Here is a 21811-nt window from a genome sequence, read left to right on the forward strand (position 1 = left end):
GTACAATCGAATGTCCGTTGAAAATACTCGAACTATAATTGAGAGTTTCAGCTTATACTATACCTATGAATGTATTTTAAGAACGAATAATGAATATGTTTAAGATACTGATTATTTATCTGGGATCATATTACTTTTTTGGCGTTATGCTTTTCCTTTTCCTGTTCGGCTTTACTGCTAGTCTGGGCCTATTAAAATCCTCTCCGTTTAACGGCGATTTCAACGGAACTGTTATTTTACTTTCTGCATTTCTGGCCAGTCTGATGGTCATCGCGCTGATGAAAAAACGTCTATTATCCCTGCCTTATCCCTATTTTATGCTGGGTTTTTATATTGGCAATGTCTCGTTGCTCATCATATTTCTCTTAAATGGGCTGTTACACGGTGATGTTATCTGGAAATTTCCAGAAGTATTTTTAGTTTTTTTAGCACCATTCATGACATTAGTTTTATCTTACATTGCCGGATTCGCATTTTGGGCTTTAATTCCGTCCTTGTTAAGTGCCTACGTACTATTTAAAGCTTGTACCATTCACAATCAAAAATAAGGCCGAACTCCTAAATCCAACGTTCATCTGCAGTAAAAGCAATGGTTAGCCATAGTTGCGGTCCATCTCCCCCCATAACCTTGCCAATTTCGCGACGGATTGCATCTAAAGATTCAATATCAGTAATAGGGTAACCAGGAGGTACCACAAGATGTATTTCAATAAATTGCGCACGCCCAATCTTTGCAACATAACTGGAATAGGTTTTATATCCTTCTCGTACCGTCAGCTCATCTAAAAAGCCTCTTACTTTTTCATCAAGACCCAAAGGAGCAATAAGAAACATATCCCGCATCGCATCAAAGACCGCTGCCATTGGTACAAAAATCAGGCAGGAAGTAAGGATGGTTAAAATTAAAGGATCCACATAAGGAGTCAGATATTCATAACGAGTACCGTGCATGAAAGTAGCGATACCAAATGCAATTAAAAGAGCAGAAGAAATAGCTGCAGAGATAAGCCAGCTTTGAGTATCAAGCCGCAAAAACTCTGAATTAAGTTTTTTATTCTTTTTACGAATATAAACATACATCACAATCGATAAGACAGACATCAGCAAAGCAAAAACAAAAGCCCAATCGAAGTTTAATTCACGTCCCCCAGATAGCAAACTGTCAATGGCATTAATCAAAGCGTAAACACAAAGCAGTATAAGTACACTGCCATTAAAAACCAGGACCATAGGTTCAACATGCCAATAACCATACTGAAAGCGACGATTCCCTTCACTGGTTAACAAGCGTGCTACCAGCAAAGCCAGTATCGACATCCCTGTATCAACCATATTGAACATGCCATCAAATACAATGGCTAATGAACCGGATATCAAGCCAAATAAAACACCAGTAACGGCCAATAAGAACGTCACAGATATTGAAAGTTTAAGAACTCGCTGCTCCAACAGCCCAGATTTAGTGTGCATCATGAAATATCCAAATATGTGGCATGATTATAATATATTAAAGATAATAGATTAATGATAAACAGTCTTTGTAATTAGATTGTAGAGCAGAATAAAAAATATTCTTACTCATTTTAGATCCATCTTCATAAATTGGATAGTAGTTAATAAGTTGCACAATATTCCAAGCAATTTGGAAGATGCCCGTAGAATAGATGTCGCGATAAAATGGTAAACGAAAAGAAGATTATTTCTGGCCTAGCCCACTATAAAGAGGCTGCTCTTCAACTTGCTCTATCAAGGGCATTATCAAGCCAGTTTTAATGCAGTTTATAGCCTCATCAACATTAGCCACAGCAAAAGTATTACATTGTTTTATAAATTCGCCATCCAATTTGTAGCCCATTGGCAGGCATTTCATAATCGTTCGTACTTTATCGACACAGTTGAATGCCTCAATCAGAGCAGCATCTGTGTTTTTCTGAGATTTAGAAGATTTAAGAGAATGAGTATAACTTAAACTCGCATATACATCAGCTAAGAGTAACCAGGAAGCAATCTGACAATCAGAACTTAATGAGTTTTTTTTCACAACGGTAAAGACCACTTTTAATAAACTAATTAATATTTTTATTGCATCGTCTGGTGTGATGTCGTTCATATTTTGCTTCAGCTGTTTCAAAAGTTCTTTTATATTTATTAATACTTGTTTGTCTGTTTGCTCAAAGAAAAACTTATTCACCATATCACTTATCCTATCAACCATAATAATTCAAAGTGATTATAACATAAAAAAATAGGTGAAAATAAAAACAAATCCTAATATTTCGTTAATAATTGGCTCGTATACTATGAATCAATAAATAGAGAAATTCCCGACGTTATATTGCAGGATCATTCCTATGAGAATAGAACTATTGTTAAGCCTACTGGAGGCTGAACGCTTAAAAACCGCAAGTAATCCCGAGACAAAAGTATCAAAAAGTGTAGTAGGTTCTATACTTTATATGGGCTTATCTGATGAAGATCTCATAAAACATGCTGTTCCTAAAATTATTGCCATGGAACGTATTGGCAAATGTTCAAAAGACGATTTAAAAACAGCGATTCTGGAACATCCAAACATTAAGCTGCTCCCCAATCCCATTCGCCACGCAGTCAATGACAGTGTAGAGCAACGACGCATGGACAGCCTCTCCAGATTACTCTCTCTGGATACCAAATATACTCCCTGTGTAGCAGTCACTTTTTATAACGGAGAACTGATCGCCTCATCTAATGCACCGAATCCCAAAGAACCAATGACGGACGATGAACTGAGCGATTGTTTGGTTAGAAAAATGGAAATAATTCAAAATTTTCTAACCGACTTAATCAAAGACATTCCTGTTGGCAGCCAACCGAACCTTACAAAAATTCAATTTTCTACTCGAGCAAAGTTGTTAGCCATGGAAGCAGTGATGAACATGATACAACTTACGAATGGAGGCGTTGGTGAGGTAGTCCCGACTACACAGGATAATCGCCATGACAAAAGAAAAAATACAGTGTCACATCTGCAAAACGCATTGCTCAAATTGGGGCAACATTGCCTGCTAGGAACATTAACCAACGGTAAAAAAGGATTTAAATTAGAGGAAATAGGCACTCTGCTTAGCGAGTCGATAACTATTGTGACTCCTAATACCGACGTATTGGAGGGAAAACAATTACATGCAGAACAGGCTATTTTGTATTATTTAAGGGAATATACCACATTTGGTACCACTCCATCGGCAAAAGTGCATCTAGGTATTTCCAAATTGTGCTGCCAGGCATGTCATACAGTATTGAATAAAGAGGATAAATCCACTTATCGCGGTACCCATGGGATGAAATTCCCCAGTGTGCTTGATATTGACTCAGGTGATTTATATCAAGGAGCTACCACAAAACTGGGCGCAGATTTATGCCCCGAAGACAGCGACAGTGACTGTGATTCATGTAGTGATAGCGAGGATTCTGTTGAAATTCCAACCGTAGAAGAGTTATTAAAGGACTCTAAAAAAGAGATTCTCACCCAAAGTCAGTGCAGGCTGTTTAAACCCTATAAGCCAGAAATAAAAACCAGCAATTTAAGCCAGCCTGTACGGTTAGTAGATCTAGTATTATAACAAAGTCCCCCTTATTCATCAGGAGAGGCTCCATAGCAACAACCAATAAGGTTATAATGGTGAACAAAACAATAAAAAATGAAGCAGAACCAATTGCCATGGTGAATCAATTAAACAATAAACGGATATTAATTTCAGGAGCAAGTATCGCAGGCCCTGCTCTTGCCTACTGGTTAAATCAATATGGTTTTACAGTGACGGTTGTAGAACAATCTAAAGTTATGAGAACCGGTGGATACAAAATAGATACACGTGGTAAATGCATCGAAGTTCTTAAAGCAATGAGATTGTATGAGCAAGTGCAAAAATATAATGTTCATACTGAACTCGCAATTTTTGTAGATGATGAGGGGAAAACGGTTACCGAGATGCCTGCTACTGAATTAGGCATGCGAGAACAAGACGATATAGAACTATTACGAGGCGATTTATCCAATATTCTTTATGAAGCCACCCAAGACACCTGCGAGTATCTCTTTGGTGACTCTGTCAAAACAATAAACCAGCTTGAAAATGAAATTGAAGTTGAATTTGTCAAAGGACAGCCGCGCACCTTTGATCTGCTGATTGGGGCAGATGGCATTCATTCCAATGTCCGCTCCCTCGTTTTTGGTGCTGAACAGCAATTTTTATATGATCTTGGTCACTATTATTATGGTATTTACAGTGTTAAAAACTATCTGCATTTAGCCAACAAAGAACTGTTTTATTCTAAAGAGAACAAACAGCTTAACCTTTCTTCGACTAATCTCAATGAGAATTTTAAAGTAATTCATCTCTTCCAGGATCTCCATTTTAAATTTGACTATCGCAATATTGATCAACAAAAAGCCGTTTTGATGAAACACTACGAAAATCAAAAATGGGAAACACCTGTTTTATTAAACGCCATGCAGCATGCTCCCGATTTCTATTTTGATGCCGCGAAACAAGTTCGTATGCCAGCGTGGTCTAAGGGCAGAGTGGCGCTCATTGGAGATTCAGCCTACAGTCCAGCCTTAACCTCGGGACAAGGCAGTAGTATTGCGATTGTCGGAGCCTACGTATTGGCAGGAGAATTATTTGCCGCCAAGGGAAACTACCAAACGGCATTCGATTCTTATGAACGACAAATGCGTCCCTATATCCAATTGAATCAGGAACTAGGTGAAACAGTGATGCATTTTATCCTTCCCAATACCAATTCCTGGCTAAATCGCTGGATGGACAAATTAAAATCGTTCTGCTTACCAAAAAATTACGCCATTAAAAAACTGCGAGAACAATTCCACCGAGCAGCGAATGGAATTAAGCTAAAACAGTATGGGTAAAATAATTTAACCAGCCTGAAAAATACATATAAAACAAAGCGGAAGAGCTCGCCCAACCCTATACGAAGCAATTATGTTGCATTGGATTTTCATTAAATGTAACCTAATCGAGCTTTGAAATTACGTTTTCAAAATCTAACTATTGGCTGTTTGGCACAATTTCACTTGATGAGGGTACTATGTTAAATAAATTTGTAGCTACAACGTTTTCACTTATTGCACTTGCCGCCCCGCAATACGTCCATGCCGATGATGATTCATGCGAGATCCTGGTCGCAGTATCCAGTCCGCCAATTCAATTAGACCAAAGCATTGCTTTTAATGTGACAAATAACCATGGTCTAAGTAAATCCATTATAGTGCGCGGTGGAGAAGCGCCTAAAACCATAGGGAAGCTTCCTTGTTCCACAATACCCTACACCATTAGCGCCACCGCATTCAACAATGCCCCCCCAATGATAATAGACAATGGCCAACAAATTGGACAATGCATGTTAAAAGCTGGAGATGTGATTCTGGCGGGTTCAAATAACAGTGTTACAGTTGTGTTTCCTAATGACTTTTTTTGTAATAACTAGTTCAGTGAACGAATTTTCTGATGCACCCCAATAAGTGCCCCAGATAATGCAATAAGGCTAAAAATGCGGAAGTTGTATTATCAGAGAGGATTCGGACACTGCCATTAGCCGCCATCTTTCGCTAGGCTCAGGATGGCGTACTTTTTTAATAGTAGTGAAAAGGAAATGTCACGGATGACGATTAATGATGAGTTAGTGTGGTTCATCGAACCACACTCTCTTTGATGCTATTTAGCGTAAGCAGGAACATAACCTTTTAGCTGCTGAGCAAATTGTCCTAGTACTTCAAGACCAGATTCTTCAGCTTGGCGACACCATTGCTGCAATGCCTCAATCAGTTCTTTTTGTGATGACGCTGTTTTCAACCAGACATTCTGCAAAGATTGCTTGTAGGTGTATACAAGACGTAATTGTTCACGTGCTTCCAATAACGTTTGCAAACGTGTTTTGGCTTTAGTTGTTAGTAATCTGTCTTCACGCCGTAGCAAACTTCCTGCCCGTTGGAACAGTTTTTTATCTGCTTTAGTTTCGATACCAGTACTTCGTTCATGCTTTAAAATCGGTCTGATCACTATTTTATAATAATTAGACATCACCTGAAAACGATTGGAAATAACTGCTTTTACAGTATCAATATCTACGTGCAGCTTGCCCTCTTCCATAGCAAGTTTCGGTGGTAATTTTTTAACTTTAGCCAAACCAAAGAATGAAAGAATTCGGATGTACATCCATCCCATATCAAACTCCCACCATTTAACAGAAAATTTGGCTGAAGAAGCAAAAGTATGATGATTATTATGTAACTCTTCACCACCTATCCAAAATCCCCAAGGAATAATGTTGGTTGCGGCATCCGGGCATTCAAAATTCCTATATCCCCAATGATGGCCAACTCCGTTAATTACACCAGCCGCAAAAATAGGTATCCACATCATTTGAATGGCCCAAACAGTTAGTCCTAGAACACCAAACAAAAACAAATCCACAAACAGCATTAAAAGAATACCTTTGGCTGAATGACGAGAATAGACATTGCGCTCTATCCAGTCATCAGGAGTGCCATGAGAATATTTAGACACCATGTCTTTATCTTTACGAGCAGCACGGTATAGCTCAGCTCCCTGCCAAAATACTTTTTTAATACCTAAGACAACTGGACTATGCGGATCACCATCAACATCTGTCGTTGCATGATGCTTACGGTGGATAGCTACCCAATCAGCAGTCACCATACCAGTAGTTAACCATAGCCAGAAACGAAAAAAATGACTGATAATAGGATGCAAGGTTAACGCGCGATGCGTTTGATTGCGGTGAAGATAAATTGTCACTGCAGCAATAGTAGTTTGAGTTAATACTAAAATTGCAAGTACATACCCCCAAAAGGACAGGTCTAAAAATCCGAAAACCATAGTAGCTCCGCTTTAGATAAAAATAAGTAATAAAAAAATACTACTTTAACACGTTATGAAAAAGTAATATTCAAAAACATTATATCCATATCGTATAATCATAACACATTTTTACACATAACATTGCATGATTCCATTATGTAGCCGATAATTAACGAATTACTCTCTTCCGGAAGAAGACATGAACGATAAATTAGAAAAAATAATTGAAAATATAATTCCATTTATAGTAATTGGAATTGCTATTGCTGTGGTCATCACATTACTGTTTATGTTCTTCTATGTTGCCATATGGGGGGTGCTAATTGGTGGAATTTTGTATCTTGTTGCACTTGCCAAGCACTACTTCTTCCCTGGAGAATCAACAAAAAAAGAACAAGGAAGAGTAATAGAGCATGATGATAAGAAATAATGCCTGAATTACCTGAGGTTGAAACCACAAAGCAAGGAATCAAACCACACCTGGATGGTCAGACCATTATTAGGGTTATTGTACGTAATCCTAAGTTGCGTTTACCCGTTCCACAACATATCGATGTGCTTTGCGCCGGGAAAAAGATTACCAACATTACCAGAAGAGCCAAATACCTTCTGCTCCATCTAAGTGACGGTTATTTATTAATTCATCTTGGTATGTCAGGACATTTAAGAATTGTGCCAGAAGCGACTAAAGCAGAAAAACATGATCACATTGATTTGCTCCTCTCTAATGGTTTAATTCTTAGATACTGTGATCCCAGACGCTTTGGTTTGTTTTTCTATATAGAAGATAATCCGTATCAGCATCCTCTTCTTGCCCATCTTGGCCCAGAACCACTTTCGGAAGAATTTAATCACGATTATCTGATCCACACAACGAAAAACAAAAACACGCCAATAAAATCTTTAATCATGAACAATGAAATAGTCGTAGGTGTTGGCAATATATATGCAACAGAGAGCCTGTTTATGGCCGGAATTCATCCTATGACCCAAGCCAAAACCATAGCCAGGGAACCATTAATTCAACTGACAAAGCACATAAAAACGATTCTAAAGTCAGCCATTGCAGCAGGAGGCACCACGTTGAAAGATTTCTATACCTTTGATGGCAAACCGGGATATTTCAGTATTTCCTTGCAGGTTTATGGTAGAAGAAAGCAATCGTGTGTTCAATGCAGTACCCTCATCGAAAGTGTAATCATTGCGGGACGTCATTCTGCATTTTGCCCTAAATGCCAATCCATATGAGATCGTGATTTATTAATTTTTTCATCATATCCCTCTTGTTCATCCAGGTTCTATGAACCCATTTTATTGCTCCCATAAAAACGTATTCACAAAATCTAAGGGCTGCAAAATATTACCACTCCACATAACAGTCGCTTAATAAACCAATAGTACAATTAATTATCACATCAAAAAGCATCGCTTTTATTATGCATAAATAAGTTCAAGGAGCCATCCATGTCAACGTCACCTAAACAAATTAAAACACAATGGTTGAATGATATAGTGGCATCAGCGGAAACCCAGGAGAGTTTTGTGCAAGCAAAGCCCCTTGAGTTAAATAAAGAAAATGAATCCAAAGGTGAATCGAACGCATTCTATACGTCACTTCTAAAACCAAAGAAAATGGAAGAAGAGGATGAAAAAGAAACGGAATTTGTTACATCAATTTGTAATACCTCAGAAGGGATATGTGTTCCAGTAGATATGGGTTCGGCAAAAGCACAAGCCTACTGTGATGCTGCTAATGCTTTATACAATAGTAAAGATCCACAGGATCGGGCCAGAGCCGCCAAAGCCTGGAATTTATTGAAAAATGGCAAAGAAAATGAGGCATTAAACATACTCGGAATAGACGCCCATAAACAGGAACAAAAGGGCGGAATAGAATTAAAGCCCATGCCTGACACGGCAACCAAGGCATCAACATTAGATCTGGGACACTATGCTACGAAGGCAAGGAAGTTCCGGCCAGATAAGCCCACTGTGCCAGATGAAGAGAATAAGGAAAACGAAGCAGGAAACTCTTCCTATAGATACTGATAAGAATTCTGTAGAAAAGAGTATATACCTCGGGAGGTATAATCAGACTCAGAACTCCATGGTTAAAACCTCATTATTATTCAGCAAGCTCAATGCTGGGGAAATTAAGCCCAGTTTATAAATTTATTGCTCAGCAGATCTCTTTTCGTTTAAAATAAGCCCCTTTTAAATAGCTGTGGATAATTCTAATGCTGCGAGTACGATTAGGAAACCATCTAACAAAAAACTATAGAGAAGATGGGACTGCATATCATCCCGATTTCATCATATACGACATCGATGAAACAGAATATCGTACTTTTTGGACTAATATGAGTACTACCCCACGAAATCGTCTTTATACTGACGGGGTACAGGTTATCCAGGTCAGCTGGTGGCAATCATTAGTTCAATCCATCAAAGGCTGGCTTGGCTTTGAGAATCGTTGCGCCTCAGATAAAATAGAGATGACGCTGGCAAAAATTGCCTACCATGGTTATATAAAAGGTTTTAATTCGCAACAAATCAAGGCATTAATGCCTTCTCTTATCTCTCAACGCTTTGAATCGTTAATAACTCAACCCAGAAACAATCAACATTCTGCTGAATTGCAGTATTTGCTGATGAGTTATTATATTACTCGCTCTGATGAGATCATTCCCTGGTATTCTTGTAAACCAACAATTTCCGCCTTTGGACAAACGTTTAATCGTGAAGGCCAATACCAACTAATACCCTCGCTTGATCCTCAGGATAACCATGTTATTTCAAAGGCAATCAATGGATTGCACTATTGTAATATAAATCTCAATACCAAGGAGCGACTTAAAAACAGCAGCTTTGCCCAATCCTATGCAAACCATCTGACCTATCAAGGTAATTATACTCAAGCACTGGTGTGGCATGAATCAATCAGATATGAACATCAGGAATTGTTCATTAACTTCTTCCTCTCTCAAAAACATACACTATCAAACAGTCTGCAACTGGCTGTTGAACTCATGGAATATTTGTTTCAATCGCCCAAAACTGAAGATAAGGATAAATCTGTCGCTTATGTTAGAGGACTTGATAAATCGGAGCAATTAACACATCTCTCCCCTCATTCAACGCTAAAAAGAAAAGTGGCAGATGCCTATTTGCAAGACGCGAAAATAGAAAAAAATAAATACGCCATCACCAAATTATTTTTTGGTAACAACCTAATTCCCTTATTAGCACATGCCATAAATCTTGCACCAAACATTCTAGATAATGATCAATCAATGCAAGACATTGTTTTAAAAGAAGAATGGACCGTATACCTGTTCAATGAAGCGATAAAAAATAAGCGTTTTATGAATGCAAGAGTCTTATTTGAATCTCATCCGGCATTTAAATTTGATAAAAATAATCTGAACATCTTAAAAGACAACTATCTTGCAGAATTATCGGCAAAGCAACAGAGGATTCGACAACTCCTGAAACAAGGAGAGTGTACTCAAGCCGAAATAACGGCAAAAGAAGCAATTGCAATTGCCCGGCAGATAGCAATCATTACTCCTGAAGAAAACCCTCTGTTAACAGTTACTATTGATTATGCGGGGATCCTGATAGAAATAGATAAAATCATGTGCCCAGATATAAAAGACGCCAGCCTTGAGCGCCTGGATAGTGCACAAAAAATATTAACAAATTGTAGCCTATCTAAAAACTCAGTGACCTACAAACAGCACTTTAATGAATTATTACTCCGAAAAATTGGTTGCCTCATAGAAAAATCTCGTGTTCCCATCGATTTTAATGATAACTTATCGACCAGAAAAGAGTTTCTCCCCACCATTCAGCAATGGCTTGCTCTATTGCAGCACAACCTGTCTTCCTTTATAAGTTTAAATAAGTACAAACCAACTAAAGAAATGAGAGCAGTACTTGGCAAAATGTATTATCTCAAAGGCGACATCATTTTATTTTTCACTCGACTTGAGACAAAGGCCCTCCCCTATTTTCAACAGGCTGCAGAAATTATGCCTGAAAACCCCTATTATCGTTTACGCTCTTATGAATTGGCAAATAATGAGAAACGTCATAGTGTGCGCGATGAAATAGATCAGATGGCATTTTTAAATACTACGAAATACACCATGTGGATGACGGAACGGTGGAATGCTGAGCAATTCATGTCTGAAGGATTTGATATCCACAGCATCGAGCCCCAGGAACCGGGGTTTCTAGCCTCACTCAGCGGCATGTTTTGATTGCAACAATATCGTTAATCTGATTATTTGCTCTTGGAAGGAGGCTCTTAGCCTTCGGAATTCATCTAGGCAATTTAATTAGCTTGATGTATGATTACCCGTCAATCAACCAAGTATACTGAATAATGAAAATAAGCCGATTGAGAACAGCCTGGATAATCATTGCATTATTTGTTTATACAACAATAGTAAGCTTGCGTTCAATATTTAAATATTACTTTAGCACTCCGAACAGGCCTTGGGTAGATAAAACCATCCATCACTGGATAGATCAGCTCTTAAACGAAGTTAAAGTAGATTATAAAGTAATCAATACCTTCAATACAGAACCGCAGCCAGGAGAGGCAACCATCCTGATGTGTAACCATTCCAGTGCTTATGACATACCTCTTGGATTTAAAGCATTCCCCAAACACTCCATACGTATGTTGGCCAAAAGAGAGTTGTCTCGAATTCCTTTGTTAGGAAAAGGAATGGCTGCTGCTGAATTTCCTTTTATAGATAGAAAAAACCGATATCAGGCAATCAAAGATCTGGCTTATGCGCAACAATTAATGGAAAGCGGGATTATTATCTGGATTGCTCCAGAAGGAACTCGTTCAAAAGATGGAAAACTTGCGCCTTTTAAAAAAGGAGCGTTCATTACGGCTATCCAAGCCCAAGCAACAATAATACCAATAGGGATAAGAGGCGCCTTTGACATATTACCAGCTCGTACTTTTCAAATAAATCTGAATCAAAAGGCAGAAATCCATATTGGTAAGCCAATAAAAGCCGCCACGTTCACAACGGACAATAAAGACGAACTTATTGCCCAAACCTATCAGGCAATTAAAGAATTAACCGGAGAAGCTACACTTTAAAAATTCACCCCGTAGCCACCAGGCGTCGATACAACTTTTGCTGCCAGCCCAATATCCCTGGGATCTGATGCTGCAGTTAAAAGATTTCTTTCTTTGTCCCAGGTAATTGCCTGCATATCACCATAATATTGTTCCAGCGGCATTAATAAATACCCCATATTCTTCAAAGCGTCCTGAATAGCTGGCGAAAAAGAATCAGGCTCAAATTGCAAGACATCAGGTAAATATTGGTGATGAAAACGCATGGCAGAGACCATGCTTATTGCACCATAGCCATCATGAAACAACAATGAAGCAATTAAAACCATAGTAGGAATGCGGCTTCCTCCGGGAGTTCCCAAAATAGCGACCCGTCCTGGGAGTTCAAGAAAAGTAGGAGTCATACTGGAAAGGGGTCTTTTTCCTGGAACTATGGAGTTTTTGTCACTACCTACTAAACCATACACATTTTCAACACCAGATTTAGTGGAGAAATCATCCATCTGATCATTGAGCAAAACCCCGGTTCCTTCAGCAACAACACTGGAACCAAAAATAAAATTAACAGTCAAGGTTGCTGCGACCCTGTTACCCTCTGCGTCAATAATAGAAAAATGAGTTGTTGTTGTTGATTTCAATTTATTGTTGGAGTCATCGCCTTGTAATGCCTTACTGGAAATAGGCTTATTTGGAGAAATTAAAGTGCTTAATGACTTGGCATTCTCAGAACTTGTTAATTTATCAACAGGAATGGTAATAAAATCAGGATCCCCTAAAAATTGTTCTCTTTGCCAATAAGCCAGCCGCATGGATTCAACAACATGATGTATCCATTGCACCTTGCTAAATTCAGGTAAAGGAAAATTCGCCAGGATATTGAACATGGTTAATAACGCAACACCTCCTGCTGATGGCGGAGGCGCAGTTATAATCAGCATGTTATGATAAGCGCCAATTAAAGGTTCTCTCACTTTAATTTTATATTCAGCCAAATCGTCTAAAGTCCAGATACCGCCCGCAGCATTTACTCCTTTAACCAGTTTTTGCGCTGTTTCTCCCTCATAAAATCCCTTATTTCCTTGTTCTGCTATTAAAGTTAATGTTTTTGCCAAATCAGTTTGAACAAGGCGCTCGCCAATGGCATAAGCTTTACCGTTATTCAAAAAAATTGCGGCTGTAGCCGGATATTTTTTTAAATAATCCAAGCGATCATCCATCGTTGAGAAATAACGAAACTGTGGATCGACAGCAAACCCCTCAGCTGCTAGTTTAATAGCTGGCGCAAGTGTTTTCGCAAGAGGAAGCTTCCCATAATGAGTCGCTATATAAACTAATGCAGCAGGTTCTCCAGGTATCCCAGCAGCCAACCCGCCATTTAATGATAATCCAGGAACAACATTACCAGCAGAATCTAAAAACATTGTTGCCGTAGCAGCTTTAGGTGCCACCTCTCGTCCATCGATAAAGATGTTTTTGCGATTTTTTTCATCATGTAATAACCAAAAGCCACCGCCACCTAATCCCGAATGATAAGGTTCAACAACAGCAAGTGTTGCGGCCACTGCTACAGCGGCATCAAATGCATTTCCACCTTCAGCCAAAATATCCAGACCTGCATTAGTCGCCAGCGGATGTGCGCTCGCAACAGCATAACCTGGTGGGCGTTGTTGCAATGATTCAGCACTAACTGAGGCTCCATTCATTGCTAATAAAATTAAACTGATAAGTCCTTTATATTTGATTTTCATTTCGTCTCTTTATGTAATTCCTTGACTACCCCCGCCGGTACAAATTGAGAAACATCGCCATTTAATGCTGCAATTTCTCTTACTAAGGAAGAGGAAATAAACATTAAATGCTCTGAAGGAGTCAAAAATATAGTCTCCACTTTTTTAGACAGCTGTCTATTCATTCCTGCTAATTGAAACTCATATTCGAAGTCAGATACTGCACGTAAACCACGTAAAATAATTTCGGCATTCTGTTGCAATACAAAATCGATTAAAAGATTATCAAATCCGACGACCCGCACCCCAGGCAAGTGATTCACTGCCTCCTCAAGCAAACGAATTCGCGTCTCTAAAGATAAGTACGGGCGTTTTGCTTTATTGCTGGCTACAGCCACTATCAGTTCAGGGAATATTTGAGCTGCTCGGGAAATAATATCAATGTGACCATTAGTCACCGGGTCAAATGTACCTGGATATATTGCTTTTTTTTTCATATCGTTTAACACCAATTGCATATGAACGCAGTCTAGCGTATTGTTGATTGAAAAACTATAGAAACGGAATTGAGGTAAGCAATGAATGCATTAAAACGTATGGCAATTATATCCATTTGTTTTTTAACCGCCTGCGCGCCCCCGCGCCCTGCCGAAGAACAACCAACGAATAAAGTAATCCCCCTGACGGAACGAAAAGCAGAAACAGCCACTGTCTCTTCTTGGGAAATAAAAGGAGCAATGGCCGCTAAAAGCAAATCCAAAGGATGGTCAGCAACTATGAATTGGGTGCAGCATGGCCCTGGCTCTTATCAAATACGTCTGATGGGACCATTAGGCGGAGGGGCAGTTGCAATTAATAAAAGCGGAGGCACAATCACCTTCCAGGATGGAGCTAAAACAGCCACATCAACGAATGCCGATGAATTACTGTTAAAGCAGACAGGAATTCGCCTGCCAGTGAATAATCTCTATTACTGGGTACGAGGATTGCCAGCCCCAGGTGGCGTTCAATCAGAGAAACATGATCAGTTCAACCATCTGGTTCAGCTGAAACAAAGCGGCTACACGATTAACTTCATGAAATACACATCAGTCAAAGGTATAGACCTTCCTAGCATGATTCGTCTTGAAGGTAATGGCGTTATGGTCAAAGTAGTAATAAAAAACTGGATAGTCTAATCTTTTATCCAATAAAAATAACCCGCAAGTGAATTGATGTTCTTGCGGGTTATGTTTAAGTCTTGTTTGGTGCTATAAAGTGTTTTAAAAATAACCAAAAAGACATTGATATTTAAATTTAATAAATTATTTGCTTTCTTAAGTTGACATCACTTAAAAACCACTGCAAAATACGCAGCACATTGCAAGGATGTAGTAATTTACCTCAAGGAAGATTTTAAGAATCTACAAATTATAGGGGTGTCGCCAAGCGGTAAGGCACAGGGTTTTGATCCCTGCATACCTAGGTTCGAATCCTAGCACCCCTGCCACTTTCTTGTTGATTTAATCTGGTTTTAATCCAGGTACAAGTAAACAGACGGCAGGAGATACCCTGGAAGGATGCGTACTTCGTATCGCTCAAATAATAATAATATCTTTCTGGCTGTCTTCTGCTATGTGTTTAAGTTAAGCGATTAACATCAATCTAAGGCTTTTTACACATGTCCACAATGATGATTTTTACCGGGAATGCTAACCCTGAATTAGCACTTAAAATTTCTTCTCATTTGCAAATACCCATTGGTCAAGCGACAGTCGGTACATTCAGTGACGGGGAAACAATGATTGAGATTCTAGAAAACGTCCGAGGCAAGGATGTTTTTGTTCTTCAATCAACCTGCGCCCCGGCAAATAATAATTTAATGGAACTGCTTACTATGGCAGATGCATTAAGACGCTCTTCAGCCGGTCGTATTACAGCTGTAATCCCCTATTTTGGATATGCCCGTCAAGACCGACGAGTGCGTTCAGCGCGCGTACCTATTACAGCAAAAGTAGTAGCCGACATGATGGCATCGGTGGGAATCTGTCGTGTTCTAACAGTTGATTTACATGCGGATCAAATCCAGGGCTTTTTTTATATGCCCGTTGATAACGTTTATTCAACACCAATACTGATTGAAGACATCGCCAGGCAAAATCTGAATAACATCATGATTGTCTCTCCAGACGTAGGTGGAGTTGTCAGAGCAAGAGCAGTAGCCAAAAGGCTGGATGATTCTGAATTATCTATTATAGATAAACGACGTAGTGGTCCTAACAAATCGGAAGTAATGCATATTATTGGTGAACCTGCTGGTAAGAATTGTATTATTGTTGACGATATTGTTGATACTGCGGGTACTCTTTGTTCAGCCGCTCATGAGCTCAAAAAGAATGGCGCACTGAGCGTAAGAGCCTATATTACTCACCCGGTATTGTCCGGTCCTGCAGTAAAAAATATAAGACACTCCGGTTTGGATGAAGTCGTTGTTACCGACACCATCCCCTTGTCAGCAGAAGCACAGAGCTGCGAAAAAATTCGCGTAGTCAGCCTTGCAGATATGCTAGCACAAGCGATTAAACGTGTGAACGTTGAAGAGTCAGTCAGCTCCATGTTTGCCGAATAATCCATTTAATTTAAAATCCGCGAATGACTGGTTCAGGAGCGGATTTTAAAATGCATCCTTTTTCGTTAAAAAATACCCCGCACTCTTCCCTCTCCTCCTGAATCATCTAAAAATATGAAGTAAAAGATACAAGCAGAAGCTTGTTAGGCGCAAATTTACGATCGACGAAGTGGGATCATAAATGCAATATGAACACATCCGTTCATTTGGACATCAATGCCCTCTTCAATTTATACGTAATCAAGAGTAAAAAACAAAGTTCATGATTGCTAGCGTGCGCATTATTCTTCTATTAATAAGCTGCAGAAAAAAGCCGGTTAGAACAAATATTGACCATGGTCTCATGGACACATATAATGAACTATGATGATGGTTTCAAATCATGAATGAACGATAACATATTAAACCCAGCTAAAATTGGTAAAATAAATATGTATCGCCTGGTAATTGAGAGCAAGTAGTCTTTAGAAGGAACACGTACTTATGAAAAATGATAAGGATCTTTTCTTAGCTACTACAAGTGGACAATTAGTAGAGCCGCAACCTTTCGAGCCAGATAGTAGTGCAGCAAAACCTGATGCTAACATTGTTTATGCTATTTTATTAATGCTGGTGTTAATGGTTGTACTGTTCTCAAACATTAAGAGATATTGGTTAGCCTGGATACTTGCAACTGTGACAACTCCTTTAGTAGGTATTGCCTTTCTTACTTTATTTTTTGATCCATTATACCTCCTCTATCTGTATGCTATTGTGTTTATCCTATTTGCGACCGGGATCGTTGCAGCGCTCATGGGCTGGTGTGTCTTACTCTGGAAGAGAAAAAAAAATTTAGCGATAGCTCTAGCCTTAGTAACAAGTCTTAGCGCCTTTGCATTAGGACTTAATCCACAATATTTATCTCCTTTTTTGCCTATTATTAATTATTTAAGCCACATATGGATTTGGGGTTGTCTCATAGCTGCTTATTTTCTATTCAAAAAAAATATTCATCGAAAAAGCTAAATCCGAGACAGATATTCAGGGCTTAGTGCATTATTGTTGTTGTCTTTTGCCCCAATGAAAGCCAAAGAAATTAGTGACATCACAGCAACTGCAATCAGATATAAAGCTGGAATACTAATGCTGTCTGTATAATAAATCATGGTTAGAGAGATAAAAGGCGTTAAGCCCCCAAAGAGAGCAAAACCAAGATTATAACTTACTGCTATGCCACTATAGCGTATAGCGGTAGGAAACAATTCACTAAGCAATCGCGGAATGATCCCCGCAGAAAAGCCAAGCAATAAAGAACTTGCAATAAATGAAACCCAATAATATTGTGGATAGGAAACATAAATAATGAATATTGGATAAGCACAGAATGCGGTAGTGATACAAAGCACCACTATCAACTTTCTAACAGAAATTACATCGGTTAAATAGCCAAAAAAAACACTCAACGCAGAGCCTAAGGCAATTGCAATCGTGCGTTCCCATACAAAAGAATTAGCCGGCAAATGCAGAATCTCAGTAAAATAAGCGGGAGTGAATAAAAAGAGCGACGTCACTATCACGGCGCACATGGCCGCGATAAAAGTACCGGCAATCGTAACGCCTAATTGTTTTTTAAAAACGGTAATAATAGGAAATTGTTCAATTGAATGTTCAATAGCTAAAAACTGTGATGACTCATGCAATTCTCTTCTTAATACATAGCTTAATAACCCAAAAACTCCGCCGAGAATAAAAGGTATTCTCCAGCCGAACACCTGCATTTGTTCATGAGGCAACAAAGTAATGATTGAGGCATGAACAATGGATCCCAATACAATGCCGAAAGTAAGGGCGCAAAAAATTATCCCACAGGCAAATCCTTTATTTTGGCTAAAAGACTCACTAACATAAGTAATTGCCCCAGGAATTTCACCACCAATAGATAGCCCCTGAATCACTCTCAGACTAATAATTAGAATAGGCGCAATAAGCCCAATTTGCTCGTAGGTGGGTATCAATCCTATTCCCAGTGTTGCTAGTGCCATCATGAAAATAGATACCGTAAAAGTAGCCTTTCTACCGATACGATCACCAAAGTGACCAAAAACGATGCCTCCCAAAGGTCTTACCAAGTAACCAATCGCAAAGGTAGCGAATGTTATCAGTAAACTTGCAAGTTCATTAGTGGCTGGAAAAAAAGCATTAGAGATGTAACTGGCAAATAAAGCAAAAATGATAAAATCATAGAATTCTAAAACCCCACCCAAACTCGATAAAATCAATAATTTTTTTTGATCTTTCTGCATTATTTCTTCCTTAAATTATTTCATGCACGATAAAGCCAGCACGTAACCATCCGCTGGGTATCAAGAAATGCGACAACGAAGATTAACGTAAATAGTCCTTATGAGCAAACTGCATGGACAAGGCTCATAAAAACCTATTCACTTAATCCACTATCCAACTATATAATGAGAATCGCGTTAAAAAGATAATATTCATGGTAATTCACTCTAACCAAATGAGCATTGTATGTTAAATATAAATGAGTTTGAACAAATTACAGGCACTGAAGTTATCAGCTGGTTGGCAAGGAAAAGACCAGAAAAAAAACCAATAAACGGTTCCTTTTGCATCCTGGAACCAATGGATATTAATAAACACGCAAAGGACTTATATGAGTCTCTTTTAATGGATAATAAAGGGGAATCATGGACGTATTTACCTTATGGCCCATTCCAGTCATTGCACGAATTTAAAGCTTGGCTAGAACGCACCTGCTCTGAGGAAGATGTAGTACTCTATACTATTTTAGATATTAAAAATCAGCTTCCCATTGGTGTGTCAGGATATCTCCGCATTAATAATGAACATGGTGTCGTTGAAGTAGAGCATCTTCATTTTTCAAAATTATTGCAAAAAACAGCCGCGGCAACTGAAGCAATGTATCTCATGATGTTTTATGCATTCGATATCCTTAAATACAGAAGATACGAATGGAAATGTAACTCGTTAAACAAAGCATCTTGGAATGCAGCAATCAGGCTTGGGTTTAAATTCGAAGGCATCTTCAGACAAAGTAATGTGTATAAAAACTGCAATCGGGATACAGCATGGTTTTCTATTATTGACGCTGAGTGGCCTGAGTTGAATCAACGATTTATACGATGGTTGAATCCAGATAATTTTGATCTGCAGGGAAGGCAAAAATTAAGCTTAAATGAAATCTAGTTTTACTCTCTGATCATTAATGTTTTCATTGCAAGAATCATGCTCTAAAAAAGAAAAAGGGAGCCTGGCTCCCTTTTCTAACATCCAATGTTTTTAATCACGAGTACCAACGTATTTATCATCAAAGTAGCGTCGTAATTTAGTTCTCAATGTTCCACGACTAATGCCCAGCATAATAGCAGCACGAGACTGATTGTACTTACAGTGTTCCATAACTGCACGAAATAGAGGCGTCTCAATTTCTTCAAGTACAAACTGGTATAAGTCAACAGGATCAGTTCCCTTAAGCTCTGAAAAATATTTTTGTACTGAGTGAGTCACGCTCTCGGCTAGTGAAGCAGTGGTATCCCCTGCCTCATTACTGATTGTTGTCATTATTATTAGCTCCTCCTTTTAAAAAAGGTATATTACCGAATTGAGCAATTCGAGACAAGGGTAGAACATAAAAAACTGTATTAAAATTCAATATTTAATCAATTCGCCTTGAGTAATTGCTATTTCAAAAATCCTTTTTGACTGTAATTTTGGATAAGCCGTATGAAGCGGTTTATCCAATTTTTAATTAGCTATTAAAACTTCAGCGTTGAAGGATCAAATGGCTTGCCGTTAACAGAAAATTTTCCTTGCTCTAAAGCTATTTCAATTACGTAATCAGAGCCATCAGTGGTGATTAAACCAGATTGTTCTAATGTTGCAATTTGCTTGTCTGTCTGCATTGCAGCCAGTTGGTCTGGTGTGGGAGCAGGTTGATTTGCTTTAGCAGGATCGTTACTTTGTAATTGTTGCATTAATGCCTGTTGCATTTCAGGCTGTTTTGCCATTTGCTGCATAACAGATTGCTGCATCAGTTGTTTCACCACTGCAGTAGGCACTCTTAATTTAGCATTACCCTGAATCTTTTGAATCATTTCAAACGGATTAGTAGTTTCGCTTTTGGGTAAGGCAATTAACAAACTGCCATCAACAACGCCCTGTGGTAATTTTACATTAAGTTTGGAAATTTCAAACTCGGCGCCCTTACTAAACAATTTAGGTAATTCAGGGAGTAGAGCCATCATAGCCTGTTGACGCTCAGCATCTGTACCATTTTGCATTGCAGTTGCCTGTTGGTTTATTCTGGCTAAAACGTCAGCATCAAGATTACGTAATGCAATCTCTACTTCAGCCGGACCGTAAGTCTGACCATTAGCTAATACTGATTGTAATCCTGCTGTGAAATGAGTATTAAACAGATGTTCTTCAATATCGCTGCTAGAATTCAGCACAAAGTCACTAATACCAAACATTTTTTGATCTTTTACCATGACATCAAAAGAAGGTAATGTAAAAGTAGCATCGCCCAAATACAATCCCCCTGGGGTTTGATGCAAATCAAATTCACTGGTCATTTTGCCCATGATAACTTTGGTATCGTCTTTAGCTATATTCATGCCTTTAATGACAATATCACCGACTACTTTATCCATATTTGAAGACATCGCAGTAGTACTTGTCATTCCCATCCAATCAAAATTACCTGTACCGTCTTTAGAAATCAGCTTGAAGTTAGGAAGCGCTAATTCAACCGTACTCTTATTCAAATAATTCACAAAAATACTTAAATCCAACTGAGGTTTCATTGAATCTTTAGAAAACATTTCATCAAATTGCTGATTGTATTGCTCAGGGAATGGGAATTTGGTTTCAGCATAACCCATACCAAAACGTAGACGATTATTCGCAAATATAAAAGGACCATGGTGAATTACTAATGGCATTTCCATTTGATAATCTTGGGCTGCAACAGTTTGTGATTGACCATCAGAATCTTTAACAACACGCTCAGGCACATGCAAACGCCATTTTATTTTGGCATCAGAGCTAAACCAACCTCTATTATATTGCTGAATATCGGCAAAAAGTCCATTTGACTGGTTGATCACTTCGACGTTCTTCTTAATTGTATTTTCAGTAAGAACTCCCATGCCATAATATCCGCCCAGGACTAAAACAGCCAGGATAGTTATTAATCCTGTAAGTTTTTTCATTATTATCTCCATGTTATTAATGTGCGACCAGCGTCACTTTATTGCAGCAAAACGCGTGGGCAAATTATAGCAGTAAATAATACAAGAGTGCGACAGTCTGTTGAAAGAAGATTGAAACTAAAAGAAAAAAACAGTACAGTGACGAATATGCTGAGTAAATTAAGTTCAAGATGTTTGGGTTTTAGAATTAAAGGAAAGCAGCGGAATTCATCTTTGTGCCAAGAAATATTTAGCACGTAGAAATTGGGTTT

General features: G+C 38.6%; 21 protein-coding genes and 1 tRNA gene. 14 read left to right on the forward strand and 8 right to left on the reverse strand.

What is annotated here, in order from left to right:
• Window positions 1-89 precede the first annotated feature (89 nt).
• A complete protein-coding gene (locus tag Q0495_RS11445; protein ID WP_298626362.1) occupies window positions 90-548 on the forward strand; it encodes a hypothetical protein in 459 nt (152 codons plus the stop codon).
• A 10-nt stretch (window positions 549-558) separates the two neighbouring features.
• Here the strand turns inward: Q0495_RS11445 and Q0495_RS11450 are convergent, their stop codons facing one another.
• Window positions 559-1470: a cation diffusion facilitator family transporter gene (locus tag Q0495_RS11450; RefSeq protein WP_367274412.1), complete on the reverse strand. Its 912-nt coding sequence runs from the start codon at window positions 1468-1470 to the stop codon at window positions 559-561.
• Between the two features lie 226 nt (window positions 1471-1696).
• Window positions 1697-2194, reverse strand: coding sequence for a hypothetical protein (locus Q0495_RS11455; protein ID WP_298626366.1), 498 nt, complete (start codon window positions 2192-2194; stop codon window positions 1697-1699).
• Between the two features lie 157 nt (window positions 2195-2351).
• Here Q0495_RS11455 and Q0495_RS11460 point away from each other — a divergent pair, with 157 nt between their 5' ends.
• The 3 genes from Q0495_RS11460 (at window position 2352) to Q0495_RS11470 (ending at window position 5490) form a co-directional block, all read left to right on the forward strand.
• Window positions 2352-3602: a hypothetical protein gene (locus Q0495_RS11460; RefSeq protein ID WP_298626369.1), complete on the forward strand. Its 1251-nt coding sequence runs from the start codon at window positions 2352-2354 to the stop codon at window positions 3600-3602.
• Window positions 3603-3658: 56 nt separating this feature from the next.
• A complete protein-coding gene (locus Q0495_RS11465) occupies window positions 3659-4912 on the forward strand; it encodes an FAD-dependent monooxygenase (RefSeq protein WP_298626372.1) in 1254 nt (417 codons plus the stop codon).
• A 179-nt stretch (window positions 4913-5091) separates the two neighbouring features.
• Window positions 5092-5490: a hypothetical protein gene (locus Q0495_RS11470; protein WP_298626374.1), complete on the forward strand. Its 399-nt coding sequence runs from the start codon at window positions 5092-5094 to the stop codon at window positions 5488-5490.
• A gap of 227 nt (window positions 5491-5717) precedes the next feature.
• On the opposite strand, the gene Q0495_RS11475 is transcribed toward Q0495_RS11470, so the two are convergent.
• Window positions 5718-6902 (reverse strand): fatty acid desaturase, encoded by a 1185-nt coding sequence (locus Q0495_RS11475; RefSeq protein WP_298626377.1) that lies wholly within the window; start codon window positions 6900-6902, stop codon window positions 5718-5720.
• A 181-nt stretch (window positions 6903-7083) separates the two neighbouring features.
• On the opposite strand from Q0495_RS11475, the gene Q0495_RS11480 reads away from it, so the two are divergent.
• From Q0495_RS11480 to Q0495_RS11500, 5 genes are all read left to right on the forward strand, one after another.
• Window positions 7084-7314 carry a hypothetical protein gene (locus tag Q0495_RS11480; protein ID WP_298626380.1) on the forward strand — a complete coding sequence of 77 codons (231 nt, stop codon included), beginning with the start codon at window positions 7084-7086 and terminating at the stop codon, window positions 7312-7314.
• Window positions 7314-8132, forward strand: coding sequence for a bifunctional DNA-formamidopyrimidine glycosylase/DNA-(apurinic or apyrimidinic site) lyase (mutM, locus tag Q0495_RS11485; protein ID WP_298626383.1), 819 nt, complete (start codon window positions 7314-7316; stop codon window positions 8130-8132). Before Q0495_RS11480 ends, mutM begins: the two co-directional genes overlap by 1 nt.
• A gap of 216 nt (window positions 8133-8348) precedes the next feature.
• The gene (locus tag Q0495_RS11490; protein ID WP_298626385.1) at window positions 8349-8933 is read left to right on the forward strand and encodes a hypothetical protein; all 585 of its coding nucleotides are present in this window, start codon (window positions 8349-8351) and stop codon (window positions 8931-8933) included.
• A 188-nt stretch (window positions 8934-9121) separates the two neighbouring features.
• Entirely contained in the window at window positions 9122-11149 is a 2028-nt protein-coding gene (locus Q0495_RS11495) for a hypothetical protein (RefSeq protein ID WP_298626388.1), read from the forward strand.
• A gap of 125 nt (window positions 11150-11274) precedes the next feature.
• Window positions 11275-12012 carry a 1-acyl-sn-glycerol-3-phosphate acyltransferase gene (locus tag Q0495_RS11500; RefSeq protein ID WP_298626391.1) on the forward strand — a complete coding sequence of 246 codons (738 nt, stop codon included), beginning with the start codon at window positions 11275-11277 and terminating at the stop codon, window positions 12010-12012.
• On the opposite strand, the gene ggt is transcribed toward Q0495_RS11500, so the two are convergent.
• Window positions 12009-13739 carry a gamma-glutamyltransferase gene (gene ggt / locus Q0495_RS11505; protein ID WP_298626394.1) on the reverse strand — a complete coding sequence of 577 codons (1731 nt, stop codon included), beginning with the start codon at window positions 13737-13739 and terminating at the stop codon, window positions 12009-12011. The genes Q0495_RS11500 and ggt overlap by 4 nt on opposite strands.
• Window positions 13736-14236, reverse strand: a complete 501-nt coding sequence (coaD, locus tag Q0495_RS11510) for a pantetheine-phosphate adenylyltransferase (RefSeq protein ID WP_298626397.1) — start codon at window positions 14234-14236, stop codon at window positions 13736-13738. The genes ggt and coaD overlap by 4 nt, the downstream gene beginning before the upstream one ends.
• Before the next feature lie 60 nt (window positions 14237-14296).
• Here coaD and lolB point away from each other — a divergent pair, with 60 nt between their 5' ends.
• The 4 genes from lolB (at window position 14297) to Q0495_RS11530 (ending at window position 17331) form a co-directional block, all read left to right on the forward strand.
• Window positions 14297-14896 carry a lipoprotein insertase outer membrane protein LolB gene (lolB, locus tag Q0495_RS11515; RefSeq protein WP_298626400.1) on the forward strand — a complete coding sequence of 200 codons (600 nt, stop codon included), beginning with the start codon at window positions 14297-14299 and terminating at the stop codon, window positions 14894-14896.
• 236 nt (window positions 14897-15132) lie between these two features.
• Window positions 15133-15207 (forward strand) — tRNA-Gln (locus Q0495_RS11520).
• Window positions 15208-15378: 171 nt separating this feature from the next.
• A complete protein-coding gene (locus tag Q0495_RS11525) occupies window positions 15379-16326 on the forward strand; it encodes a ribose-phosphate pyrophosphokinase (RefSeq protein WP_298626403.1) in 948 nt (315 codons plus the stop codon).
• Window positions 16327-16809: 483 nt separating this feature from the next.
• On the forward strand, window positions 16810-17331 hold the full coding sequence (locus Q0495_RS11530; RefSeq protein ID WP_298626406.1) for a hypothetical protein: 522 nt from the start codon (window positions 16810-16812) through the stop codon (window positions 17329-17331).
• On the opposite strand, the gene Q0495_RS11535 is transcribed toward Q0495_RS11530, so the two are convergent.
• Window positions 17328-18608, reverse strand: coding sequence for an MFS transporter (locus tag Q0495_RS11535; protein ID WP_298626409.1), 1281 nt, complete (start codon window positions 18606-18608; stop codon window positions 17328-17330). The two genes, Q0495_RS11530 and Q0495_RS11535, sit on opposite strands and share 4 nt — an antisense overlap.
• Window positions 18609-18834: 226 nt before the next feature.
• Here Q0495_RS11535 and Q0495_RS11540 point away from each other — a divergent pair, with 226 nt between their 5' ends.
• Window positions 18835-19533 (forward strand): GNAT family protein, encoded by a 699-nt coding sequence (locus Q0495_RS11540; protein WP_298626411.1) that lies wholly within the window; start codon window positions 18835-18837, stop codon window positions 19531-19533.
• A gap of 93 nt (window positions 19534-19626) precedes the next feature.
• Here the strand turns inward: Q0495_RS11540 and Q0495_RS11545 are convergent, their stop codons facing one another.
• Complete coding sequence (locus Q0495_RS11545) at window positions 19627-19908, reverse strand: helix-turn-helix domain-containing protein (RefSeq protein WP_298626414.1); 282 nt, start codon at window positions 19906-19908, stop codon at window positions 19627-19629.
• 194 nt (window positions 19909-20102) lie between these two features.
• Window positions 20103-21560: a YdgA family protein gene (locus Q0495_RS11550; protein ID WP_298626417.1), complete on the reverse strand. Its 1458-nt coding sequence runs from the start codon at window positions 21558-21560 to the stop codon at window positions 20103-20105.
• Window positions 21561-21811: the final 251 nt, after the last annotated feature.

The sequence above is a fragment of the uncultured Legionella sp. genome, assembly GCF_937871865.1.
GTDB lineage: Bacteria > Pseudomonadota > Gammaproteobacteria > Legionellales > Legionellaceae > Legionella.